Consider the following 19,485-nt stretch of genomic DNA (forward strand, 5'->3'; position numbering starts at 1 on the left):
ACTGGCAGATGGCGATCGCGGTCCTCGGCGGGTGCGCGGTCGGGCTCGGGCTGTTCCTGGTGGTACGCGAGGCGCTGCCGGCCACCCCGGCGCTCGGCCCGGCGCTGCGCCGGCTGCACCAGCCGCCCGGCCAGGCCCCGGCCGCCGGCGCCGGACCGGACTGGCTCGGCGGGTTCGCCCGCTGGCTGCGCCCGCCGCACCGGCAGCTCGCGCTGCTCGACCGCACCCCCGAGCAGTACGCGCTGTCGGTGCTGCTCTCCGCGCTCGTCGGGTTCGCCACCCCGGCGGTCGCCTCGGCGGTGCTCTTCGTCGGCGGGGTGGCGCTGCCGCTGGCCGTGCCGGTGGTGGCCAGCCTGGGTCTGGCGCTCGGCGCCGGACTGCTCGGGCACCGCTCGGTCCTCGCCAAGGCCGACGCCGCCCGGGACGAGTTCCGGCAGGCGGTCTGCACCTACCTCGACCTGGTGGCGCTGCAGCTGTCCGCCGCGCACGGCCCGGTGCAGTCGCTGGAACGCGCGGCGGCGGTCTGCGACGGCTGGGTCTTCGACCGGATCCGGGAGGCGCTGCGGCTCGCCCAGCTCCAGATGCACTCGCCCTGGGACGAGTTGCAGGAGCTGGCCGACCGGATCGGCATCCCGGAACTGGGCGACGTGGGCGCGATCATGCGCTCCTCCGGCAGCGAGGGCGCCCAGGTGCACGAGACGTTGCGGTCCCGTGCCGACTCGCTGCGCGACCAGATCCGTACCGACAACCTGGCCCGGGCCGAGGGGGTCACCAGCAAGTTGGACATCCCCGGCTCGCTGCTGGTGTTCGTCCTGCTCGGCTTCGCCGTCTATCCGTTCCTCGCCCGTCTGTGAACCCCATCGAGAAGGAGACGACCATGCACCTCTACGCCTACCTGTACGTGGCGGTGAGCACCCGCCTCGCCGAGCTGCGCCGGGACTCCGAGCGCGGCGACAGCCCGGTGCCGACCGCGGTGATCATCTTCGGCCTGGTCGCGGTGGCCATGGCGGTCACCGGGCTCGCGCTGGCCAAGGCGAACAACTGGATGAACGCCATCCCGAACAACACGGCGCCGCAGGCCCCGTGATGCCCCGCCCCGCCCGTACGGTCCGGAGCCGGCCGGCGCCCGCCGGCCGGCCCGCCGGTCCGCCCGGTCCGGGGCGGATCGCCGCTGCTCTGCGCGCCCGTCTGGCCGAGGGCGAGCGGGGCGCCAATCCGGTCGAGCTGGCCGTGGTGATGCCGGTGATCCTGGTGATGCTGTTCGGCTCGATCCAGGTCGCCGTCTGGTTCGTGGCCCGGTCCACGGCGCTCAACGCCGCGCAGACCGGTGTGAACGCCCAGCGCACGATCGACGCCGGGCCGGACGCCGGCCGGGAGCGGGCGATCAGCTTCCTGCAGCAGTCCGGGGACTGGCTGGTCGACTGGGAGCAGACCGGCCCGACGTGCGTCGAGAGCGCCACCGCCGTCACCTGCACGGTGCAGGGGCGCTCCCTGTCGGTCATCCCGGGTGTCTCGTTCGCGGTCACGCAGACCGCGCACGGCCCGGCCGAACGCTGGACCACCGGATGAGCGCCGGGCCGCGGCGGGACCGGGGTTCCGTCTCGATCGAGGTGGCGGTGCTCGCGCCCGCCTTCATCGGGCTGATGGTGCTGGCCGGGGTCGCCGGGCGGACCGCGATCGCGGACGAGGCGGTGGAGTCGGCCGCGCACGACGCCGCCCGGGCCGCCTCGCTCGCCCGCAACGCCGACGACGGCGCGGAGGCCGCCGAGGAGGCGGCCCGGAACCAGCTCGGCTGGGCGGGGCTCAACTGCTCCGGTCCACCCCAGCTCGACCTCGCGGGCTCGGTGGCCGGTACGACGACGAGCTTCGCCGCCGCGTACGCAAGCGCCGCAGGCGTGCCGGCGACCGTGACGGTCACTGTGACCTGCACCGTCTCCTTCGACGACCTGAGCGCGCCCGGCCTGCCCGGCGTGCCGGGCGGCAAGACCGTCTCGGCGAGGTTCACCTCGCCGCTGGACACCTACCGGAGTCGCGGATGACCGGGCGGCGCGCGGCGGAGAACGGCCGGGTGAGTCTCTTCCTGGCCGTGGCGATGACCGGCGTACTGGCGATCATCAGCCTCGCCTACGACGGCGCCGGCCAACTGCGCACGCTCCAGCGCGCGGACAACCTGGCCGCCGAGGCGGCCCGCGCCGGCGGCCAGATGATCGACCGCGCGCGGGCCATCGAGGGCGGCCCGAAGCAGATCGACCAGGTCGCCGCCCGCGCCGCTGTCGCCGCCTACCTCGACGCGGCGGGCGGCGTCCAGGACCACGAGGTCGACTTCCCCGTGGTCGGCGCCGAGACCCAGATCCGGGTGAGCGTGCAGATCACCTACAGCCGGGACCTGCTGAGTCTGTTCGGCGTGCAGAACTCCGCCACCGTCACCGGTGAGGCCACCGCTCGGGCACTCACCGGCCCACCGTAGGAAGGGAAGGCCGCCATGGGCGCACCCCGACGCTCCCCCGTCCGCCGCGCCGGCCAGGTTCTCACCGGCCTCGGCGCCCTCGTCGTGCTCGTCGGCGTGCTGGCCGGCGGGCCGGTCGCGCTGCTGGCGTTCGCCGGCAACCCGCTGCCGGATCACCTGCCCACGTTCGCCGAGATCGGTACGACGTTGACCAGCCGCGACGACGGTCAACTGTTCCTGCGCGCGCTGGCGGTGGTGGGCTGGTTCGGCTGGGCCACGTTCGCGTTCTCCGTCGTGGTGGAGCTGCTCGCGGCTGCGGTACGCCGGCCGGCGCCGAAGCTGCCCGGCATGCACCGCCAGCAGAAGGCCGCAGCCGCGCTCGTCGGTTCGGTCGCGCTGATCCTGGCCGCGAGCCCGGCCGCGGCGAGCGCCGCCGCCCTGACCGCCCCGCAGCCGGCGGTCGCCGCTTCTGCCGTCACCGCGCCGAGCCGGGTCGCGCCGCCGGCCCCGGTCGCGTCGAAGGCGGACGACCCGGCCGTGTACCGGGTGGCGAAGGGCGACTACCTGGGCGAGGTGGCCGACCGCTACCTGGACGGCTTCGACAGGTACAAGGAGCTGGCCCGGCTGAACCGGCTCGCCGACCCGGACCGGATCCGCCCCGGCCAGCTCATCACGCTGCCGGACGGCGCGACGGACTCCGGCGCCCGGCGGCACGCCACCGGGCGGCTGGTGGTGACCAAGCCGGCCCAGACCGCACCGGTCAAGCCGGGTGGCGGCGGCGCGTCGTCGAGCGCGCCGAAGGCGAAGCCGAAGCCCACCCCGCGGGACGCGACGCCCACCGTGGAGGCGCCGGTCGGTCAGCCGCCGGCCATGTCGGCGGGCGCGTCCCGGCCCACCGCCGAGGAGGGCATCAACCGTCCGCTCGCCATCTCGGCGGTGCTGGCGGTCGCGAGCATCGTGGGCGCGCAGATCGGCGCGCTGCTGGGGTTGCGCAAGCGGCCGGTGGCCGCCCGCGCGGGTTCCAGCGGGCGGCACCGGCGGGACTGAGTCAGGGCAGCCGGGCCTCGACCCGGCCGGACACCACGCGGGTGGGTAGCACGATCTGGTCGTTCGCGGCCGGGCCGTGCACCACCTCGCCGCCGTTGAGCCGGAACGCGCTGCCGTGCCAGGGGCAGACCACGCAGGCGTGGCCGTCGATCTGCTGCACAGTGCCCTCGCCGAGCGGGCCGCTCTGGTGCGGGCAGCGCTCCAGCATCACCGTGACGTCGTCGCCGTCCCGGTAGAGGATCACCGAGACGTCGTCGATCTTCTTGGTGACCAGCTCGTGCCGGGGCAGGCTGCCCAGGTCGCCGACCCGGTGCCAGCCGTCGCTGATCAGGTGCAGCTCGGAGACGCTCTGGCTGGCCTGGGCACCCTGCTTGTACGCGAGGTGCCCACCCAGGTACGCCCCACCGCTGGCGGCGGACAGACCGAGGTAGGACAGCGCCCGGCCGAGGCCGTGCCGCCCGTTGAGGCGGGCCGCCAGCGAGCCGGCGTACAGCGCCAGGCCGACCGTGTTGGCGGCGGCGTGCACCAGGCCGATCCGGCGCTGGTCGCGGGAGAGCGTGGCCCAGTCGTTGAGCCCGGCGACCGCCGCCGGGAGCGCGCTGACCGTACCGAGGCCCACCAGCGCGGTGGCGGCCCGGCGTTGGCCGGGCAGCAGGTCCACCACGGCGGCGGAGATCCACGCGCCGACCGGCACCTGCACCATCGCGGGGTGCAGCGGATGGCCGAGCCACACGCCGTGCAGCGCGTCGCGTACCCGCTGGGAACGCAGCGTGCCCTGGACGGCGCGCTGCAACCGGTCACCCACCCGGTCGAGACCGGTGGCCTGTTCGATCTTCGTCAGTAGTTCGCGCACCCGTTCCGACTTCCCGGCAGGAGAGCCCCCAAACCGGACGCCCCGGAATTCCCTCCCAGGTGCGTCGCGGGCATGCTGAGCCCATGGGGGTACGCGTCGAGCACGCCGGTGCCGTGACCACTGTGATCCTGGACCGGCCCGAGGCCCGTAACGCCGTTGACGGGCCGACCGCACGAGCGCTGGCCGACGCGTTCCGCGCGTTCGACGCCGACCCGGACGCGGCGGTCGCGGTGCTCTGGGGCGCGGGCGGCACGTTCTGCTCCGGCGCCGATCTGAAGGCCGTCGGCACGCCGCGCGGCAACCGCGTCGAGCCCGAGGGGGACGGACCGATGGGCCCCACCCGGATGCGGCTGTCCAAGCCGGTGATCGCGGCGATCTCCGGGTACGCGGTGGCGGGCGGGCTGGAGCTGGCGCTCTGGTGCGACCTGCGTATCGCCGAGTCGGACGCGACGCTCGGCGTGTTCTGCCGCCGGTGGGGCGTACCGCTGATCGACGGCGGGACGGTCCGGCTGCCCCGGCTGATCGGCGAGAGCCGGGCGATGGACCTGATCCTCACCGGACGCCCGGTCGGCGCCGACGAGGCGTACGCGATGGGTCTGGTCAACCGGCTGGTCGCGCCGGGTGGGGCCCGCGCGGCGGCCGAGGAGCTGGCCGCCGCGATCGCCGGGCATCCGCGGACGTGCCTGCGCAACGACCGGGCGGCGGTGCTGGACGGCGCGGGGCGGCCGGAGGCGGAGGCGATGGCCACCGAGCTGGCCTACGGCATGGAGTCGCTGGCGGTGGACGGGGTACGCGGCGCCGGCCGGTTCGCCGCCGGGGCCGGCCGGCACGGTGCGCCGGCCGGCTGAGGCGTCACTTCAGCGCGCGCAGCGCGTCGGAGATGGCCCGGTGGAACGTCGGGTACGCGTAGATCATGTGCCGGAGCTGGCTGATCGGCACCGCCGCGTGCACCGCCACGACGAGCGCGGAGAGCACCTCGCCGCCGGCCGGTCCGGCCGAGGTGGCCCCGATGAGCACGCCCTGGTCGGCGTCGGCGACCAGCTTGATGAACCCGGCGTTGCCGGTCTTGTGGATCCAGCCCCGGGCCGACGAGGTGAGATCGGCGTATCCGACCTGGACGTTGACGCCGCGCTCGCGGGCCTGCTGCTCGGTGAGGCCGACCGCGCCGACCTCGGGGTCGGTGAACGTGACCCGGGGCAGCGCCCGGTAGTCGGCGACCGGGACGGTGCCCGGCGCGACGCTCGATCCGCCCGCGCTCATCGCGCCGCCGACCGAGCTGACCACACCGGCCGCGCCGCCGACCACGCTCGCGGTGCCGCTGGCGTCCGGGCCGCCCTTGGTACGCCGCATGTGGTCGAGGACGTCGGCCACCACGATGCCGGCCTGGTACATGGCGATGTGGGTGAACGCGCCCTCGCCGGTGAGGTCACCGACCGCCCAGATCCCGTCGGTGACGTGCATCCGGTCGTTCACCGGCAGGTAGCGCTGCCCGGCGTCCACCCCGACCGTGTCCAGGCCCAACTCCTCCAGGTGCGCCTTGCGGCCGGTCACCACGAGCAGCTTCTCGCCGGTGAACTCGGCGCCGTCGGCGTACACGGTGAACGCGCCGCCGTCGTGGCCGACCCGGCCGGCCTTGACCCCGGTGTGGATCTCCACTCCGTCGGCGCGCAGCGCGTCGGCGGCGAGCGCTGACGCCTCCGGCTCCTCGACGGCGAGTACCCGGTCGGCCGCTTCGATCACCGTCACCCGGACGCCGAACCGGGCGAAGACCTGCGCGAGTTCCAGCCCGATCGCGCCGCCGCCGAGCACCAGCAGCGACGCGGGCAGTTCCTCCACCTCGATGGCCTGGTGATTCGTCCAGTACGGCGTGTCGGCCAGCCCGTCGATCGGCGGGACCGAGGGCCGGGTGCCGGTGCCGAGGACCACGCCGTACCGGGCCTGGAACACCTGGTCGCCGACGCGTACCCGGTTCGGGCCGTCGAGCCGCCCGCTGCCCCGGACGAACCGGCCGCCCTTGCCGGTGAAGCGGTCCACCGCCACCTTGTCGTCCCAGGTGTCGGTGGCCTCGGCCCGGATCCGCTTCGCCACCGGCGCCCAGTCCGGCCGCACCTGGGCGGACCCGGCCAGCTCGTTGACCCGGTGCGCCTCGGCCAGCGCGTTCGCCGCCCGGATCATCATCTTGCTCGGCACGCACCCCCAGTAGGGGCACTCGCCGCCGACCAGGTCCCGTTCGATGCCGACCACTGTGAGGCCGACCTCGGCGAGCCGTCCGGCCACCTCCTCGCCGCCGACGCCGAGCCCGACCACTACTACGTCAACCTGTTCCGGCTCCGCCATTCCGCAAGCATTCCGTACCTTCGGGACACCGGCCACCGCACCGGCCCCGAATTCCCGCGCTCGTCACGAACGCGACCGCCTACCGTGGCCGCATGCACACGCGCTTCACCCCGGTCCGGGACTGCTTCCACGACCTGTTCGTCACCGGCCGGGAGACCGGCGCGTCGCTGGCGGTGTGGCACGACGGCGTACCGGTGATCGAGCTGATGGGCGGCACGGCGGCGGCGGTCCCGCCCAGTGCGGTCGTGCCGATGGCAGGGGCGGACCGCGCGTGGCGTCCGGACACGCTCGTGGACGTCTACTCGACCGGCAAGCCGGTGGTGGCGCTCTGTCTGCTGCTGCTCGTCGACCGGGGCCGGGTCGACCTGGACGCGCCGGTGTCGGCGTACTGGCCGGAGTTCCGCACCCCGGCGACCGTCCGGCAGGTCCTCGCCCACACCGCCGGGCTGCCCGCCTTCCCGGTGCCCCGGCCCGCCGCGGCCATCGCCGACTGGGGCCTGCTCTGCGCCGACCTGGCGGCGGCCGAGCCGGAGTGGGACCCGGGCGCCGTCGCGGGCGAGCACGCCTGGACGTACGGGCACCTGGTGGGCGAGTTGGTCCGCCGGGTGGACGGGCGGCCGGTGGGCCGGTTCCTGGCCGAGGAGATCGCCGGTCCGTGGCGCCTGGACCTGGCCTTCGGGCTGGGTGAGGCCGACCGGCGGCGGTGCGCCGACCTGTCGTACGCCGATCCGGCCTGGCCGGACGCGATGCGCGGCGAGCCGGGTTCGTTGCGGGCGCGGGCGCTGGACAACCCGCCCGGCGGGCGCGACGTCGCGATGGTGAACAGCGACCTCTGGCGGGCCGCCGAGATCCCGGCGGTGAACCTGCACGCCACCGCCGCCGGGCTCGCCCGGCTGTACGCGGGCCTGCTCGCCGGCGGCGCCCTGGACGGGGTACGCCTGTTCAGCCCGGAGCTGGTCGCCGAGGCGACGCGGGTGCAGTATTCCGGGCCGGACCTGCTGCTGGACCGGCCGGTGGACTGGACGCTCGGCATGCAGTGGGAGCCGGACGGCAGCTGGGGCATGGGCGGGATCGGCGGCAGCAGCGCCTGGGCCGACCCGGAGCGGGGCTACACCTTCGCGTACGCGACCGCCCGGCTGGCCGACCACGATCGGGTGGAGGAGCTGGTCGAGGCGCTGCACTCCTGCCTCTGACGGTCAGTCACGTTCTGTGATTCCGGCGCGTCGTCACGCAGCGCATTCGGCCGGCAGTCGCGCCTGGCTTCCCCTTTCCCGACTTTGCTCTGCACCCATTGGCGCAGCACCGAGTTGAGCAGCGGATTTCCGCTAGGTCCGAAATCCGCGAGAGGCCCGCACGGTCACGTTCCGCAACGGGTGCGGATATGGCTGCAGAGCAAAGTCGGCGGAGGTGGATGGCGCGGGCTAGAGGTGCAGTCACCCGCAGTAATCGTGGGCGCCGTGCTGCGGCCCGCGCGGGCCGCCAGCGACGTTGGGCTCGTGTGACGTTCGCGCTCGTGCGCGGGCGGCGAGGGGCGAGGGCGTCAGCGGAGCCAGACCGGGTCGGCGCCGGGCACCTCCAGCGGCGGCGGGTAGTCGAGCGTGCGACGCACAGCGTCGGGCAGCCGCCACGGCTGGTGCACCGCCTTGCCCGCCACCGATTCCAGCTCCGGCACCCACCGCCGCACGTACGCGCCGCCGGGGTCGTAGCGCTCGGCCTGCCGTACCGGGTTGAAGCCGCGGTACGGCCGGGTGTCGTTGCCGGTGCCGGCCACCCACTGCCAGTTGCCCGAGTTGTTGACCCGGTCGCCGTCGAGCAACCACCGGAAGAAGACTTCCAGGCCGGGCCGCCAGTCCAGCCCGAGGTGCTTGGTCAGGTAGCCGGCGGTGATCAGGCGGGCCCGGTTGTGCATCCAGCCCTCGGCGCGCATCTGACGCATGCCGGCGTCCACGATCGGCATGCCGGTCCGTCCCTCGGTCCAGGCGTCGAGCGCGTGCTGGTCGTACCGCCAGTCCTCCCGGGCGCCCCGCCGGTAGGCGGCCGTGGACAGGTCCGGGAATCCGGCGACGACCTGGTGGTAGAAGTCGCGCCAGCAGAGCTGCCGGACGAACGGGCCGTCGCGGTCGCCGGCCCGGGTCGCCACCGCCAGCGGGGAGACGCAGCCGAAGCGCAGGTACGGGCTGAGCCGGGAGGTCTCGTCGCCGGCCATGTCGTCGTGGATGTCGTCGTACCGATGGAGGGTGGGCAGCCAGGCGGTGAGCCGGCGGCGGGCGGCGTTCTCCCCGCCCACGGCGGCGGCCGGGCTGTCGCCCTTCGGCGGGTCGGGCAGGCGGCCCGGGTCGACGCCGTCGGGCAGCCGGACCCGCTTCGGCGCGGCCAGTTCGTCCCGCCACCTGGTGCCCTGCCAGGCGCGGAAGTAGGGGCTGAACACGCGGTAGTGGTCGCCGCCGCTCGGGCGCAGCGCGCCCGGCTCGACGATCGTCAGGCCGGGGAACAGCCGCAGGAACATGCGGTGCCGGTCGCACTCGGCGCGCAGGCGGCGTTCCCGGCTGCGGGCGTAGTGGCTGACGTCGGCGGAGAGCCCGACGCCCTCGGCGCCCACCTTCCGGGCCAGCTTCACCGTCTCGGCCACCGGGTCGCCGTGCCTGATCACCAGGTCGCCGCCGCGCTTGCGCAGCGCCTCGCGCAGGTCGGCCAGGCTCTGGTGCAGGAAGCGGGTGCGGTTCGGCGAGAGCTGCTGCAACTCCGGGTCGAGCACGTAGAGCGGCACCACCCGCTCGAACGCGGAACAGGCGGCCGCCAGCGCCGGGTGGTCGTGCACCCGCAGGTCGCGGGTGAACAGCACGACCGCCGTCCGGCCGGTCATCCGGCCAGGGCCGGTTCCAGCGCCGGGCCGGGCACCTGAACCGGCGTGCCGGGCGGGGTGAGCAGCGCCCGCGCGGCCACCGCCATCCGGCGCCGCTGCGGCACCAGGGCCCGGCGGACGAAGACGTCGTAGTCCTGCGCGGCGACCTCGTCCAGGATGCCGCCGTAGAGCGCGTACGCGGTGCGCATGCACGCCTGCGAGGCGGGGTTGAGCAGCGGGATGCCCGGCGCGGCGGCGAGGTAGTGGGCCTGCGCGCGGGTCAACTCGTACTCGATCAGCTCGCGGATGCGCGGCGTGGTGCGACCGGCGGCCTTGGCCGCGACGAGGTCGGCGCGGGTGACGTCGAACTTGGCCAGATCCTCGTCGGGCAGGTAGGTCCGGCCCCGGTCGAGGTCCTCGGCGACGTCCCGGATGAAGTTGGTGAGCTGGAAGGCGAAGCCGAGCTGGCGGGCGGGCTCCCGGGCGGCGGCCGGGTCGGAGCTGCCCAGGATCGGCAGCATCATGGTGCCGATGACGGCGGCCGAGCCCTCCATGTAGTCGAGCAGGTCGTCGTAGGTCGGGTACGACATCACCGTCAGGTCCATCGCCATGCTGCGCAGGAACGACGCGAAGTCGTCGCGGTCCAGGTCGAACACGGCGATGGTGTGCAGCACGGCGGGGAGCAGCGGGTCGTCGACCGACGCGCCGTGCAGCCCGGCCACGAATCGATCCGACCACTCGCGCAGCCGGGCCGCGCGCTCGGCGGGCGGCAGGTCCTCGGTGCGGTCGACGATCTCGTCCGCGTAGCGGGTGAATCCGTACAAGGCGTGCACATGTCGCCGTTTCCAGGCGGGGAGCAGCCGGGTGGCGAGATAGTAGGTACGGCCGTGACGCCGGTGCAGCTCGCGGCAACGGTCATAGGCGGCGGCCAGATCCACGTCCATCGGCCCTCCTCAGTTTCGACGCAGCAATCGACGCAACTCGTAACCCTAGGGTACGCTCGCCCACATGGCCAACGACGCAGTTGCGGGTAATGCGCTCCGCGTCGCGCCGGCTCAGGCCGGGGCGACGGACGATCCGGTCCGCGGCGTACTGGCCGCGTTCACGAAAGACCTGATCAAAGGGGTCGATGAGACGCTGGTGGCGTTCCTGGCCGCGGAAGTCGATTCGCTGACCGAGATCGACGCAGCGATGGGTGCATTCGCCGCAACCGCGCGCGACTGCGTGCTGGCCGGCGGCAAACGGGTCCGGCCCACGTTCGCGTACTGGGGATGGCGGGGCGCTGTCGGCGGGGAGGAACCGATGTGTTCGGTGCTCCCGGCCCTGTCCGCCCTCGAACTGCTGCACACGTTCGCGCTCGTGCACGACGACGTGATGGACGCCTCCGACACCCGACGCGGGCTGCCGACCGCGCACCGGGCCGCCGCCGCCCGGCACCGCGCCGCCGGGCACGCGGGCGACCCCGACCGGTACGGCGAAGCGGTCGCCGTCCTCATCGGCGACCTCTGCATGGTGTGGGCCGACCGGCTCATGGGCCACGCGGCGGTCCCCGCCGAGCGGCTGCTCGACGTGCGCCGCTGCTACGACCAGATGCGGGTGGAGACGGTCGCCGGGCAGTTCCTGGACGTGCTCGGCGAGAACGACGCGGGGAACTGGACGGTCGACCGGGCGCTACGGGTGGCCCGGTACAAGACCGCCAGCTACACGGTCCAGCGGCCGCTGCTCTTCGGCGCCTGCCTGGCCGGCACCGACCCGGACGACCCGCTCATCGCCGCGTACACCCGGTACGGGCTGGCCGTCGGCGAGGCGTTCCAGCTCCGCGACGACCTGCTCGGCGTCTACGGCGACCCGGAGACCACCGGCAAGCCGGCCGGGGACGACCTGCGTACCGGCAAGCCGACCGCGCTGCTGATGCTGGCCCGGCAACTCGCCGACCCGGCGCAGCGCCGGGCGCTGGACCGGGCCGGCTCGGTCACCACGGCACGCGACGTGGACCGGCTTGCCGACGTGGTCCGCCGCAGCGGCGCCACCGCCCGGGTGGAACGGATGATCGCCGACCGGGTAACCGAGGCGCTCGCCGCGCTCGGCACCGCACCGATCGACGAGACCGCGCGCACCGCGCTGACGGGTCTCGCCACCGCCGCCACCGCGCGGCGGGCATGATGAGCAACTTCGCGAGCAAGGGGGCCGGAATGCGTACCGTCAAGGGACGGACCGACCGGGTGGTGGTGGTCGGCGCCGGGCTGGGTGGACTGGCGTGCGCGCTGCACCTGGCCGGCAGCGGCCGGCAGGTGACGGTGCTGGAGCGCGAGCCGGTGCCCGGCGGGCGCGCCGGGCGGCTCAGCGTCGACGGGTACGAGTTCGACACCGGCCCGACCGTCCTCACCATGCCCGACCTGATCGCCGAGGCGCTCGGCGCGGTCGGCGAGGAGCTGACCGACTGGCTCGACCTGAGCCCGCTCGACCCGGCGTACCGCGCCTACTACCCGGACGGGTCGACGCTCGACGTCATCACCGACACCACCCGGATGGCGGCCGAGATCGCGCGTGTCTGCGGCCCCCGGGAGGCGGACGGCTACCTGCGTTTCGTCGACTACGCCCGCAACCTGTGGCAGTGGGAACGGGCCGACTTCATCGAGCGCAATCTCGACGCGCCGACCGACCTGCTCACCGGCAACCTGCTGAAGTTGTTCGCCAACGGCGCGTTCCGGCGGCTCCAGACGAAGATCAACCAGTTCTTCCGCGACCCGCGGACCCAGCGGATCTTCTCCTTCCAGGCCATGTACGCGGGCCTGTCGCCGCACGACGCGCTGGCGATCTACGCGGTCATCGCGTACCTCGACTCGGTGGCCGGTGTCTGCTTCCCGCGCGGCGGCATCCACGCGGTCTCCCGCGGGATGGCCGGCGCGGCCGAGAAGCACGGCGTGCAGTTCCGGTACGGCACCACGGTGGCCCGGGTGGAGACCGCCAACGGCCGCGCCACCGGCGTGATCACCTCCGACGGCGACTTCGTCCCCGCCGACACGGTGGTGCTCAACCCCGACCTGCCGGTCGCCTACGAGGACCTGCTGCCGCCCAGCCGGCAACGCAAGCTCACCTACTCGCCGTCCTGCGTGGTGCTGCACATCGGTTCGACGCAGGGCTATGGCAAGATCGCCCACCACAACATCCACTTCGGGCGCTCCTGGAAGGGGACGTTCGACGAGGTGATCCGCCGAGGCGAGCTGATGACCGACCCGTCGCTGCTGGTGACGAACCCGAGCCGCACCGACCCGTCGGTGGCGCCGGCCGGGAAGCACACCTACTACGTGCTGGCGCCGGTGCCGAACCTGGAGCGGGCGCCGTTCGACTGGACGGGCGACCTCACCCAGCGGTACGCCGACCAGCTCGTAGGCACGCTGGAGGAACGCGGATACGTCGGCTTCGGCGACGGCATCGAGGTGATGCGGGCCGTCACCCCGGCCGACTGGGCGGCACAGGGCATGGCCGCCGGCACGCCGTTCGCCGCCGCGCACAGCCTCTTCCAGACCGGGCCGTTCCGCCCCTCCAACCTGCACCGGAAGCTGGACAACGTGGTCTTCGTCGGCTCCGGCACGCAGCCGGGCGTGGGGGTACCGATGGTGCTGATCAGCGGCAAGCTCGCGGCGGCCCGGATCACCGGGGCGACGGCATGAGCGAGCGGGAGGAACACCTGGTCGAGCTGGTCGGCGACGACGGGCAGGTGCTCGGCGAGACCACCGTGGCGACCGCCCACCAGCCACCCGGCCGGCTGCACCGGGCCTTCTCGGTGCTCCTGGTCGACCCGCAGGGGCGGGTGCTGCTGCAGCAGCGGGCTGCGGTGAAGACGCGGTTCCCGCTGCGCTGGGCGAACTCCTGCTGCGGGCACCCGCTGCCGGGCCAGTCGCTGACCGAGGCCGCCAACCGGCGGCTCGGCGAGGAACTCGGCGTCGGCCCGGTCGAGCTCACCGAGGTGGGCGTCTACATCTACTACGCCGAGGACCCGGCGACCGGCCGCGTCGAGTTCGAGTACGACCACGTGCTGCGCGCCGACGTACCCGCCAACCTGGTGACGCGGCCCGATCCGGACGAGGTGGCCGAGCTGCGCTGGGCCGACCCCGGCGCGGTGGTGGCCGACCTGGACGCCGACCCCCGCGCGTACGCCCCGTGGCTGGGCGGCGTGGTCAACCGGCTGCTGCATCCGGCGGGCCCGGCCCGGCCGGGCGTCGCGGCCTCCGAGGCACCGGAGCGGTCGGGTGGCCGATGAGGCGCTGAGCGCGGGGGCCGTGGCACGCCGGTTGGGTGTGGCGGTCACCACGCTGCGCACCTGGCACCAGCGGTACGGCCTCGGTCCCAGCGAGCACGTGCCGGGCCACCACCGGCGCTACACGCCCGCCGACCTCGCCCGCCTGGAGATCATGCGCCGGCTGACCACCGAGGGGGTGGCGCCCGCCGAGGCGGCCCGCTGGGCCCGGCAGGCCCCGGCCGTGCCGCCGCCGGACCGGCTCGCGCTCAAGGCACGGACCTCGGCGGTACGCGACGGCGGCGGCACGACCATCCCGGTCGGCCGGGCCGGCCCCGCCGCACGGGGGCTGGCCCGTGCCGCGATGCGCCTGGACTCGGTGACCATCGCGCGGACCATCGCCGAGGCGCTCGCCGCCGACGGGGTGGTGGCGACCTGGGAGGGGCTGCTCCGGCCGGTGCTCACCGGGATCGGGGAACGGCACGCCGCCACCGCCGGCCTGATCGAGGTGGAACACCTGATGTCCCGGTGCGTCTCGGTGGCGTTCGCCACGGTGATCCGGGCCCACCCGAACGGCGGACCGCCCCGGATCCTGCTCTCCTGCGCCGACGAGGAACAGCACTCGTTGCCGCTGGAGGCGCTCGCCGCCGCGCTCGCGGAGGCCGGTGTGAGCTGTCGCATGCTCGGCGCCCGGGTACCGTTGCCCGCCCTGGTGGAGGCGGTCAACCGGACCGGGCCGGCGGCCGTGGTCCTCTGGTCGCACACCCGCGCGACCGCCGACCCGTGCCAGCTCACCGCGCTGCTGACCGTCCCCCGCCGGCCGCTGCTGGTGCTCGCCGCCGGGCCCGGCTGGCGGGCCGACTCGCTGCCGGCCGGGGTGGTCCGGCCGGTGGATCTGGCCGAGGCGCTCTCCCTCGCCCTGGCGGTACGGGACTCGCTGGACCAGTCGACGAAGGGCTGACGGCCCTTTTCGCTCCGGGGCGCGTCCACTACGGTCGGAAAGTCCGTCTGACCCCGACCCCTCCGGGAGCGACGAATGCGTCCACGCGCCCTGCCGGCGCTCGCCCTGGGCCTGGTGCTCCTCGTCACCGCCTGCGGCGAAGCCGGCAAGTCACCCGATCAGGCGGCGGCCTCGCCGTCGGTCTCGGCGTCGCCGTCGCCCGTGACGAAGCCCTCACCGACCCCGACCGTCACCCCCAGGAAGCCGAAGCTGCGCCCGGTGCCCAAGAAGCTCCCGGCGGGCCTGCACCGGGCCAGCGGGAGCAGCGGGGTGGCGCTCACCTTCGACGACGGGCCGGACCCCCGCTACACCCCGCAGATCCTGGCCCAGCTCCGGGCGGCCCGGGTCACCGCGACGTTCTGCGTGGTCGGCCAGCAGGCCAAGCGCTACCCGGAGCTGGTGGCCCGGATCGTCCGCGAGGGTCACCAGCTCTGCAACCACAGCTGGCACCACGACGTGAACCTCGGCCGGCGGTCGGCCACCGAGATCCGGGCCGACCTGGAACGGACCAACGACGCCATCCGCGCCGCCGCGCCCAAGGCGCCGATCACCTGGTTCCGCCAGCCCGGCGGCCGGTGGACCGCCGAGGAGATCGTGGTGGCCCGGCAGATGGGCCTGCGCCCGCTGCACTGGAGCGTGGACCCGCAGGACTGGGACCACCCGCCGGCGAAGACGATCATCAAGCGGGTGAAGGGCGCCACCCGGAACGGCTCGATCGTGCTGATGCACGACGCGGGCGGTGACCGGGCCCAGACGATGGCCGCGTGCCGGCACCTGATCCCGGACCTGAAGCGGCGGTACGGGATCGCGCGGCTACCCTGACCTGCGGTTTTGCCCGGCGTCGCGGCCATGCCCATACCGGTTTGGCCGTCCGTGCAGACATGACATATGCTTCTCCTGCCTCCGGCGGGGCCGGATGGGAGCAAGTCCGCTTGAAGTTGCGAGTGTGCAATGATGGCGGGGCCGCCCTCATCGTCTAGCGGCCCAGGACGCCGCCCTTTCAAGGCGGTAGCACGGGTTCGAATCCCGTTGGGGGCACGGTCCGGCTCGCGCCGGATGCAACACCAGCCAGGTCCTGTGGAGCAGTTGGAGTGCTCGCCGCCCTGTCAAGGCGGAGGTCGCGGGTTCAAGTCCCGTCAGGACCGCAAGCGCTGACGCCGCGCAGCTCAATGCGCGGCGTTCTGCGTATCGGCTCATGCGGTAGCATGTGCCGAGCACCACGGCCAGGTAGCTCAGTTGGTACGAGCGTCCGACTGAAAATCGGAAGGTCGGCGGTTCGACCCCGCCCCTGGCCACATAGCCTTTCGCCGGGCTACAGGAACGCCGACCAGCGGATACGCAGGTCGGCGTTCTGCTTTTCAGCCCAGGTGGGCCGCCTCCGCCCGCAGGTGCTCCAGGAAATGCGTGACCGCCGGCGGCGGCGTCCTGCCCCGCACGGTCGCCGCGAATATCTGCCGTACCGACTCGTCGTCCGGGTGCAGGCGCAGCAGGGCGATGTCCGGCGGGGTTCCGCGTACCGCCAGGGCCGGAACCAGGGCCACCCCCAACCCGGCGGCGACGCATCCCAGCTTGCCGGTCCACTCGGCCGCGACGATGTCGATGCGCGGCGAGAAACCGCTGGGCAGGCTTGCGCGGAGCAGGCTGTTCTCCGCGGTGGCCGAGCCCACGACGAACGCTTCCGGGGCGAGGTCCGCCAGGCGCACCGAGCGGCGGCGCGCCAGCCGGTGGTCACGCGCGACCGCGACCAGGAGCCGCTCGTCGAGCAGGTGTCGCAGGTCGAATCGTTCGCGGTCCAGCTCGCCCGTGGGCGAGGTGCTGACCACTGCCACATCCGCCTCCTCGGCGAGCAGGCGCTCCAGCAGCCGCGGCGTCACGCCCTCGACCAGCGAAAGCGAGACCTCCGGGTAGGCCGAGCGGAACGACGCCATCGCCCGGGGCACGAGGGCCGCGACAGCGGTCGGGAAGGCGCCCACACGCAGCCGCCCTCGGCCGAGCCCACGCAGGTCGTCGAGGTCACGCCGGGCCGCGGCGAGCCGGTCGAGGACCGCCTCGGCGTGCGGGAGCAGCTCTCGTCCCTCCTCGGTGAGGGCGACGCCGCGGGGCAGCCGGTCGAAGAGCCGGGCGCCGATGTCGGCCTCGAGCGCGGCTATCTGCCGGGAGACAGCCGACTGGGTGAAGCTGAGGGCGCGCGCGGCGGTGGTGATCGAGCCGTGCCGCGCGACGGTGCGGAACACCTCCAGCAGCTGAGTCTCCATGGGCAGGCATGGTAATCACGCATGGCAGGCATGCAAGACATTCGTTTGTCGCATTACCCTCACCGGCCTAGCGTTACCGCGTGAAGATCATCGCGGTCCTCGGGACCGGGCACATGGGTACGCCGATCGCGCGCCGCCTCCTGACCGGCGGCAACCGGGTCAGAGTGTGGAACCGCAGCCCGGAGCGTTCGGAGCCGCTCGCGGCGGTCGGCGCGACGGTGGCCGCGAGCCCGTCCGCCGCGGTCGACGGAGCCGAGGTCGTCGTCGTCATGCTCGCCGCCCCCGGCGCGGTCGAGACGGTGCTGTTCGGGCCGGACGGCGCCGCCACCGCGCTCCGACCCGGGACGGTCGTGGTGCAGATGTCGACGATCGGGCCGGACGAGGTCCGAGCGGTGGCCGGCCGGCTTCCGGCGGGCGTCTCCCTCCTCGACGCCCCCGTCGGCGGCAGCGTCAACGCCGCCGAGGCCGGCACGCTGGTGATCTTCGCGGGCGGCCCTGCCGATGCCGTGGAGAGGGTGGCTCCGGTGCTGGGGCAACTCGGGACGGTCCGCCACTGCGGTCCGATCGGCGCAGGTGCCGCCGTCAAACTCGTCGCGAACACGGGCCTGGTGACGGCTGTCGCCGCGCTGCACGACGCGCTGGCTGTCGCCGCAGCGCTCGGTGTCGACAGGCAGACCGCCCTCGACGTGCTCGACCGTGGGGCCCTCGGCGGCGCGGTCGGACGGGCCACAGCCTCGGGCGCCTCGTTCGCAGTCACGATGGCGGCGAAGGATGCCCGGCTGGCGCTGCGCCGCCCGGTGCCGGCCCCCGTGCTGGAGGCCGCCCTCGACCTGATGCGGGCCGCGCCGGACCAGGACGCCGATCTCTCCTCCCTCGTCTCCCCCGACTTCTGCGAAGGGACGCTGATGCGCCTCACCCTGGACAACCCCGAATCCGTCGCGGCCCCGTTCGGCGACCGCTTCGCGCACGTCGCCCGGATCGATGTCGGCGGCGGCGCGCTGCTGATGCTCGCCGGACAGGTCGCCGTCGACGACGACGGCGAGGTGGTGGCCCCCGGAGACGCCGGCGCCCAGGCCGAACGGATCTTCGAGATCGTGGGCGGCGTGCTCGCGGCGCACGGCGCGAGCTTCGACGACGTGCTGCACGTCCGCACGTTCATGACGGACCTGGCTGACCTGTCGGCGTACGCGGCCGTCCGGCGACGGCTCTTCACTGGCACACCGCCGCCGGCGAGCACGACTGTCGAGATCAGCAAGCTCTTCCTGCCGGGCGCTGTGCTCGAGGTCGAGGTCACGGCCGTGGTCCGGTCCCGCTAGGTGTCGCGACGATTGGGCTTCCCGGCCGACGGGCCGTATCCACGGCCGGCACAGGTCGCCACCCTGAGTACCTAACGGGTGTACGGTCCCCGGCAACGGCGGCGGCGCCTACGGTGAGCCCGCTGAGTGACGGACGGAATGAGGCAGGTGAGCACCAGAAGGTCGCGTGTGCGGACGCTGCGTACGGCTCTGACGTCGGTCCTCGTACTGGTCGTGATCCTGGTGGGCGGGTGCGGCCGGATCTCGGGGCTCCTGGATTCCGTCTCCCTGTTCCATCCGGTGTGGGCCGCCGACGGCTGGGTCTACTACCTGCGGGAGGTGACCTCGACCTCGGGCTCGGGAGTAGCCGAGGTGTGGCGGCAGCGGCCCGACGGGAGCGGCGAGGAAGCCGTTCTCACGCGCGCCCCGGCGGTGCCCGCCTGCGAAGCGGGCTTGTTCAGCTTCTTGTTCGCCGACCCCGACGGCGACCTCGGGGTGGCCCTCGAATGCGGCTGGGACGGAACGGAGCTGCTCACCTACTCGCCGGCCGACAAGACGTTCGAGCCTCTGGCGTCGACGCGCTTCCTCGCCGGTGCCGCACTCGTGAACGGTGACGGCAGAGGATATGTGCAGGCGCGCCGGAAGTGCGGGCCGGGGGGAATCCAGCTGCTCGCTGACGGGAAGGCGTCTGAGTTCCCCTCTCCGGTGACGGTCGACGGGACAACCTTCAACCTCAGTGGCAGTGATACGGGTTGCGAGTCCATGGTGCTGGTGCGGTCGCCGGCAACCATGGGTGAGCGGCTGTTCTTCATCACCGCACCCGACACCCTCGGCAGGTTGCCGCTGCCCGTCGAGGTGTATCCGTCTGACTTCACCTGGCACCTGACCGAGTGGGACGTCGGATCGGCCACGGCCAGGTTCCTCGCGGAGCTTCCCGGGCTCGCCGACCTGGCGGTGTCGCCGGACGGCAGGTCGGTGATCGCCGCCGTCGCGTCGGATCACGTGGGCGGCGTGTGGTCGGTCGACGTCGACACCGGGAAGAAGACGCGGATCGCCGACGGTGAGCGCGCGTACCACCCGAGCTTCTCTCCGGACGGCAAGCGGTTCGTCTACGTCGAGGCCTTCAGGCGGCTGAGGTTCGCCGAGGCACGGTAGTCGCCGGCCGGCTCA

General features: G+C 73.7%; 20 protein-coding genes and 3 tRNA genes. 18 read left to right on the forward strand and 5 right to left on the reverse strand.

Annotated features, from left to right (window positions below):
* The first annotated feature begins 8 nt into the window (after window positions 1-8).
* Genes BAW75_RS10965 through BAW75_RS10990 form a run of 6 tightly spaced genes read left to right on the forward strand, consistent with a single transcriptional unit; the run spans window position 9 to window position 3,493 of the window.
* On the forward strand, window positions 9-854 hold the full coding sequence (locus tag BAW75_RS10965) for a type II secretion system F family protein (RefSeq protein ID WP_104113533.1): 846 nt from the start codon (window positions 9-11) through the stop codon (window positions 852-854).
* Window positions 855-877: 23 nt separating this feature from the next.
* Window positions 878-1,087: a hypothetical protein gene (locus tag BAW75_RS10970; protein ID WP_013283462.1), complete on the forward strand. Its 210-nt coding sequence runs from the start codon at window positions 878-880 to the stop codon at window positions 1,085-1,087.
* On the forward strand, window positions 1,087-1,569 hold the full coding sequence (locus BAW75_RS10975; protein WP_104113534.1) for a TadE family protein: 483 nt from the start codon (window positions 1,087-1,089) through the stop codon (window positions 1,567-1,569). The genes BAW75_RS10970 and BAW75_RS10975 overlap by 1 nt, the downstream gene beginning before the upstream one ends.
* Window positions 1,566-2,039 (forward strand): TadE/TadG family type IV pilus assembly protein, encoded by a 474-nt coding sequence (locus BAW75_RS10980; protein ID WP_043327510.1) that lies wholly within the window; start codon window positions 1,566-1,568, stop codon window positions 2,037-2,039. Before BAW75_RS10975 ends, BAW75_RS10980 begins: the two co-directional genes overlap by 4 nt.
* Window positions 2,036-2,467 (forward strand): hypothetical protein, encoded by a 432-nt coding sequence (locus tag BAW75_RS10985; protein WP_104113505.1) that lies wholly within the window; start codon window positions 2,036-2,038, stop codon window positions 2,465-2,467. The genes BAW75_RS10980 and BAW75_RS10985 overlap by 4 nt, the downstream gene beginning before the upstream one ends.
* A gap of 15 nt (window positions 2,468-2,482) precedes the next feature.
* Window positions 2,483-3,493 (forward strand): LysM peptidoglycan-binding domain-containing protein, encoded by a 1,011-nt coding sequence (locus tag BAW75_RS10990; protein WP_104113506.1) that lies wholly within the window; start codon window positions 2,483-2,485, stop codon window positions 3,491-3,493.
* Between the two features lies 1 nt (window position 3,494).
* On the opposite strand, the gene BAW75_RS10995 is transcribed toward BAW75_RS10990, so the two are convergent.
* Window positions 3,495-4,346, reverse strand: coding sequence for a Rieske (2Fe-2S) protein (locus BAW75_RS10995; protein WP_104113507.1), 852 nt, complete (start codon window positions 4,344-4,346; stop codon window positions 3,495-3,497).
* 83 nt (window positions 4,347-4,429) lie between these two features.
* On the opposite strand from BAW75_RS10995, the gene BAW75_RS11000 reads away from it, so the two are divergent.
* Window positions 4,430-5,194, forward strand: a complete 765-nt coding sequence (locus BAW75_RS11000; RefSeq protein WP_104113508.1) for a crotonase/enoyl-CoA hydratase family protein — start codon at window positions 4,430-4,432, stop codon at window positions 5,192-5,194.
* Window positions 5,195-5,198: 4 nt separating this feature from the next.
* Here BAW75_RS11000 and BAW75_RS11005 read toward each other — a convergent pair whose 3' ends face one another.
* On the reverse strand, window positions 5,199-6,683 hold the full coding sequence (locus tag BAW75_RS11005; RefSeq protein WP_104113509.1) for a dihydrolipoyl dehydrogenase family protein: 1,485 nt from the start codon (window positions 6,681-6,683) through the stop codon (window positions 5,199-5,201).
* 92 nt (window positions 6,684-6,775) lie between these two features.
* Here BAW75_RS11005 and BAW75_RS11010 point away from each other — a divergent pair, with 92 nt between their 5' ends.
* Window positions 6,776-7,876: a serine hydrolase domain-containing protein gene (locus BAW75_RS11010; RefSeq protein WP_104113510.1), complete on the forward strand. Its 1,101-nt coding sequence runs from the start codon at window positions 6,776-6,778 to the stop codon at window positions 7,874-7,876.
* A 347-nt stretch (window positions 7,877-8,223) separates the two neighbouring features.
* On the opposite strand, the gene BAW75_RS11015 is transcribed toward BAW75_RS11010, so the two are convergent.
* A complete protein-coding gene (locus BAW75_RS11015) occupies window positions 8,224-9,546 on the reverse strand; it encodes a cryptochrome/photolyase family protein (protein ID WP_104113511.1) in 1,323 nt (440 codons plus the stop codon).
* The gene (locus BAW75_RS11020) at window positions 9,543-10,469 is read right to left on the reverse strand and encodes a phytoene/squalene synthase family protein (RefSeq protein WP_104113512.1); all 927 of its coding nucleotides are present in this window, start codon (window positions 10,467-10,469) and stop codon (window positions 9,543-9,545) included. The genes BAW75_RS11015 and BAW75_RS11020 overlap by 4 nt, the downstream gene beginning before the upstream one ends.
* A 64-nt stretch (window positions 10,470-10,533) precedes the next feature.
* Between BAW75_RS11020 and BAW75_RS11025 the strand changes: the two genes are divergently transcribed.
* From BAW75_RS11025 to BAW75_RS11060, 8 genes are all read left to right on the forward strand, one after another.
* On the forward strand, window positions 10,534-11,688 hold the full coding sequence (locus BAW75_RS11025) for a polyprenyl synthetase family protein (RefSeq protein ID WP_104113513.1): 1,155 nt from the start codon (window positions 10,534-10,536) through the stop codon (window positions 11,686-11,688).
* A gap of 29 nt (window positions 11,689-11,717) precedes the next feature.
* Entirely contained in the window at window positions 11,718-13,199 is a 1,482-nt protein-coding gene (crtI, locus tag BAW75_RS11030) for a phytoene desaturase family protein (RefSeq protein WP_208635227.1), read from the forward strand.
* Window positions 13,196-13,789, forward strand: coding sequence for an isopentenyl-diphosphate Delta-isomerase (gene idi, locus BAW75_RS11035; RefSeq protein ID WP_104113515.1), 594 nt, complete (start codon window positions 13,196-13,198; stop codon window positions 13,787-13,789). The genes crtI and idi overlap by 4 nt, the downstream gene beginning before the upstream one ends.
* Complete coding sequence (locus BAW75_RS11040) at window positions 13,779-14,726, forward strand: MerR family transcriptional regulator (RefSeq protein WP_064448346.1); 948 nt, start codon at window positions 13,779-13,781, stop codon at window positions 14,724-14,726. Before idi ends, BAW75_RS11040 begins: the two co-directional genes overlap by 11 nt.
* A 75-nt stretch (window positions 14,727-14,801) precedes the next feature.
* Window positions 14,802-15,587 (forward strand): polysaccharide deacetylase family protein, encoded by a 786-nt coding sequence (locus BAW75_RS11045; RefSeq protein ID WP_104113516.1) that lies wholly within the window; start codon window positions 14,802-14,804, stop codon window positions 15,585-15,587.
* Between the two features lie 143 nt (window positions 15,588-15,730).
* A tRNA-Glu gene (locus BAW75_RS11050) sits at window positions 15,731-15,803 on the forward strand.
* 33 nt (window positions 15,804-15,836) lie between these two features.
* Window positions 15,837-15,910, forward strand: a tRNA-Asp gene (locus tag BAW75_RS11055).
* Between the two features lie 76 nt (window positions 15,911-15,986).
* A tRNA-Phe gene (locus BAW75_RS11060) sits at window positions 15,987-16,060 on the forward strand.
* A 63-nt stretch (window positions 16,061-16,123) separates the two neighbouring features.
* Here the strand turns inward: BAW75_RS11060 and BAW75_RS11065 are convergent.
* On the reverse strand, window positions 16,124-17,020 hold the full coding sequence (locus BAW75_RS11065) for a LysR family transcriptional regulator (RefSeq protein ID WP_043327524.1): 897 nt from the start codon (window positions 17,018-17,020) through the stop codon (window positions 16,124-16,126).
* 80 nt (window positions 17,021-17,100) lie between these two features.
* On the opposite strand from BAW75_RS11065, the gene BAW75_RS32580 reads away from it, so the two are divergent.
* Both BAW75_RS32580 and BAW75_RS11075 read left to right on the forward strand, forming a co-directional pair.
* Window positions 17,101-18,336 (forward strand): NAD(P)-binding domain-containing protein, encoded by a 1,236-nt coding sequence (locus BAW75_RS32580; protein ID WP_208635228.1) that lies wholly within the window; start codon window positions 17,101-17,103, stop codon window positions 18,334-18,336.
* 168 nt (window positions 18,337-18,504) lie between these two features.
* Window positions 18,505-19,470 (forward strand): TolB-like translocation protein, encoded by a 966-nt coding sequence (locus BAW75_RS11075; protein ID WP_104113536.1) that lies wholly within the window; start codon window positions 18,505-18,507, stop codon window positions 19,468-19,470.
* Window positions 19,471-19,485 lie beyond the last annotated feature (15 nt).

Source organism: Micromonospora chalcea (genome assembly GCF_002926165.1).
Classification (GTDB): Bacteria; Actinomycetota; Actinomycetes; order Mycobacteriales; family Micromonosporaceae; genus Micromonospora; species Micromonospora chalcea.